General features: G+C 52.9%; 2 protein-coding genes and 1 pseudogene. All 3 read left to right on the top strand.

Features of this window, described 5'->3' with window-relative positions:
- The first annotated feature begins 60 nt into the window (after positions 1 to 60).
- On the top strand, positions 61 to 249 hold the full coding sequence (locus PHD44_RS12540; RefSeq protein ID WP_300192220.1) for a conjugal transfer protein TraD: 189 nt from the start codon (positions 61 to 63) through the stop codon (positions 247 to 249).
- A gap of 127 nt (positions 250 to 376) precedes the next feature.
- Positions 377 to 1,225 (top strand): annotated as a pseudogene (locus PHD44_RS12545) (ArdC family protein); the annotation flags it as partial.
- A 419-nt stretch (positions 1,226 to 1,644) separates the two neighbouring features.
- On the top strand, positions 1,645 to 3,059 hold a 1,415-nt coding region (locus PHD44_RS12550), incomplete at its 3' end, for a type IV secretory system conjugative DNA transfer family protein (RefSeq protein WP_300192221.1).

Here is a 3,059-nt window from a genome sequence, read left to right on the forward strand (position 1 = left end):
CGCGGTCATGGGCTCGATCAGCAGATCGAGCGTTAATCTCATTTACCAAAAGGAAAACACATGAACTCAAGCAAAAGCAAAGTACCCGGCGATGTGAACATGGCTGACCTTCGAGAAAAAATCATTTTGGCTGAACGATCCTGTGGAGCCATCGAGTTTACCGCCGATGAAGCCAAGCTCATGGGCGCTTTCATCGAAGATGCAATCAGTGAGGCGGATGCCAAGGAAAGCGATAAGGCACTCGAATAAATGGGCTTAGTGTTGAGCAAATCCACTTGGTCAACACAAACAACACACATTTCCAGCATCAGACGATGTGCAATTTCGTATTCAGGAGACTGCTCCCATGGAACCCAAAAAGCCTTTCCACGAAATCGTGGCCGAAAAACTGATTGAGCAATTAAAGCAGGGCACCGCGCCGTGGCAAAAACCATGGCAACCGGGCGAGGCCGGTGGCATCGTGCCCATGAACCCCACCACTGAAAATCGCTACAAGGGCATTAATGCCATGTGGTTAATGGCTCAAGGTTACTCCGATCAACGCTGGATGACCTATAAGCAAGCCCGGGACATCGGCGCCCAGGTGCGCAAAGGCGAGAAAGGCACGGGCATTCAGTATTGGAAATTTACTGAAGAGCAAATTGTGCGCGATGACCATGGCAAACCCGTGATCAATGCCGAGGGCGAGAAAGTAAAACAAACCGTCAGGCTGGAACGGCCACGGGCATTTTTCGCCACCGTATTCAATGCCGAACAGATCGATGGTTTGCCGCCTTTGCAGCCAAAAGTTCAAATAGAGCAAACATGGAAAGCACAGGAGCGTGCCGAAAACATTTTGCTTGCATCCGGTGCGGTAATTCGACATGGCGAAGCCGATCGGGCTTTTTACCGCCCTTCAACCGACAGCATCCATCTTCCGGATAAGGGGCAATTTCCCAGCGCCGATACCTATTACGCCACTGCGTTGCATGAGCTGGGGCACTGGACGGGGCACAGCAGCCGCCTTGATCGAGACTTGACGGGTAGTTTTGGCAGTGAATCCTATGCCAAAGAAGAACTGCGAGCTGAAATTGCCAGCATGATTTTGGGCGATGAGCTGGGAATCGGGCATGATCCCGGTCAGCATGTGGCCTATGTCGGCTCTTGGATCAAATCCTTGCAAGAAGATCCTCTGGAAATATTCCGAGCGGCAGCCGATGCTGAAAAAATTCAAGGGTATGTTCTGGGCTTGGAGCTGGCGCGTGAGCAATCCTTGCAGCAAGAACCCACCCTCGAACCAAAAATCCAGCAAATCGAAATCGATGGCCAAAGTTACGCCGTCATTCATGCCGATGACTTGGTGCAACAAAACCGCCGCTCAGTCATGGGCAAGGTATTGGCCGTTGAGCCGGATGCCGTGTTTACCAAATTTGGCAAGGATGCCGGTGGACGCGATCAGGTTGCCGTACACAACCCGGCCAAACTGGATGTTATTCCGGCGCTGGGTTCATTTGCATCTATCAATTACGGTGCCGATGGTTTTGGCAAGTTGTCAGGCAATCAGCACAGCAAGGCGCTAGAGCAACAAATGGGGCGGTAAACCCATTCCCTCCCAATTCCCTGCCCCCTTGATACCGTGATTGAGTCCCAACACTGGATTCAATCATGGCCAAGAACCCCTCTTCCCCGACAGAACTTTACAGTCTCTCCAATAAACCAACCGAGCCCGGCGGCTTGCAATTAATCGGCGTAGCGGCTGGTTTGCTGATGTTGCTTACCGTGACGGTTGTTACCACGCAATACCTCGCATCGGCTTTGGATTATCAGTCGGCCTTGGGTTCACCGCTGATGGGCAAGCTGTATGCGCCTTGGATGTTTGCCATTTGGCTGTGGCAGTACGGCAATGTGCCTGCACTCAAATCGATTGTGACTGTCGCTTATGTGTTGCTGATTGGCGGGGCTGCCGTTGCCGTTATTGGGGCAGCACTCATCAGCTATTGGTATCGGCGCAAATTTGGCAATGTCGGCATGGATTCACTCCACGGTTCGGCGCACTGGGCAAGCGAGAATGAAATCAAGGAGATGGGGGTTTTTGATGCCGCCGGGGTGTTTATCGGTGCATGGAAAAACCCACGGGGCGATATTCAATACCTGCGGCACGATGGGCCTGAGCATGTCATGGCCTTTGCGCCGACCCGCTCCGGTAAGGGGGTGGGCTTGGTGTTGCCCACCTTGCTGGCATGGCGGCATTCGGCCTTGGTGTACGACATCAAGGGCGAGAACTATGCGCTAACAGCAGGCTGGCGTGAGAAGGAGGCGAATAACCGCATTATCCGGTTTTCGCCCACCGACATTACGGGTTCGGCCAGTTACAACCCCTTGAATGAAGTGCGCTTGGGCACTCAGCGGGAAATTGCTGACATTCAAAACCTCGTGACGATGATTGTCGATCCCGATGGCAAGGGCATGACCGATCACTGGGCGAAAACCGGCCATGCGTTGCTGGTCGGCACCGTACTGCATGTGATGTATTCGGAGGAGGATAAAACCTTGCGCGGGGTGGCGACATTTCTCTCTGACCCTTCGCGCACGCTGGAAGAAACGCTGGCCGAGATGATGAACTCGAATCACCTTGGCGACCGCCCTCATCCTGTCGTGGCCGCTTCAGCGCGCGACATGATGAACAAATCAGAAAATGAGCGTTCTGGCGTGCTTTCGACCGCCATGTCGTTTCTCACGCTGTATCGGGACCCCATCGTGGCCTCGAATACCGACAAATCTGATTTTACCGTGGCCGATTTGATGAATGCCGAGCAGCCGGTATCACTGTATCTCGTGGTGCCACCTTCAGACAAAGACCGCTTGAAGCCTCTGATTCGTTTGATGATTAACCAGATCATCCGCAATCTGACTGAATCGATGGAGTTCAAAGAAGGCCGTTCAGTGGCGGGCTACAAGCATCGATTGTTGCTGATGATTGATGAATTCCCCTCCTTGGGACGGCTCGATATTTTTCAGGAAGCCCTGGCTTTCATTGCCGGTTACGGCATGAAGGCTTATCTCATTACCCAAGATTTAAG

The organism is Halothiobacillus sp. (genome assembly GCF_028710545.1).
In the GTDB taxonomy this organism is placed as follows: Bacteria; Pseudomonadota; Gammaproteobacteria; order Halothiobacillales; family Halothiobacillaceae; genus Halothiobacillus.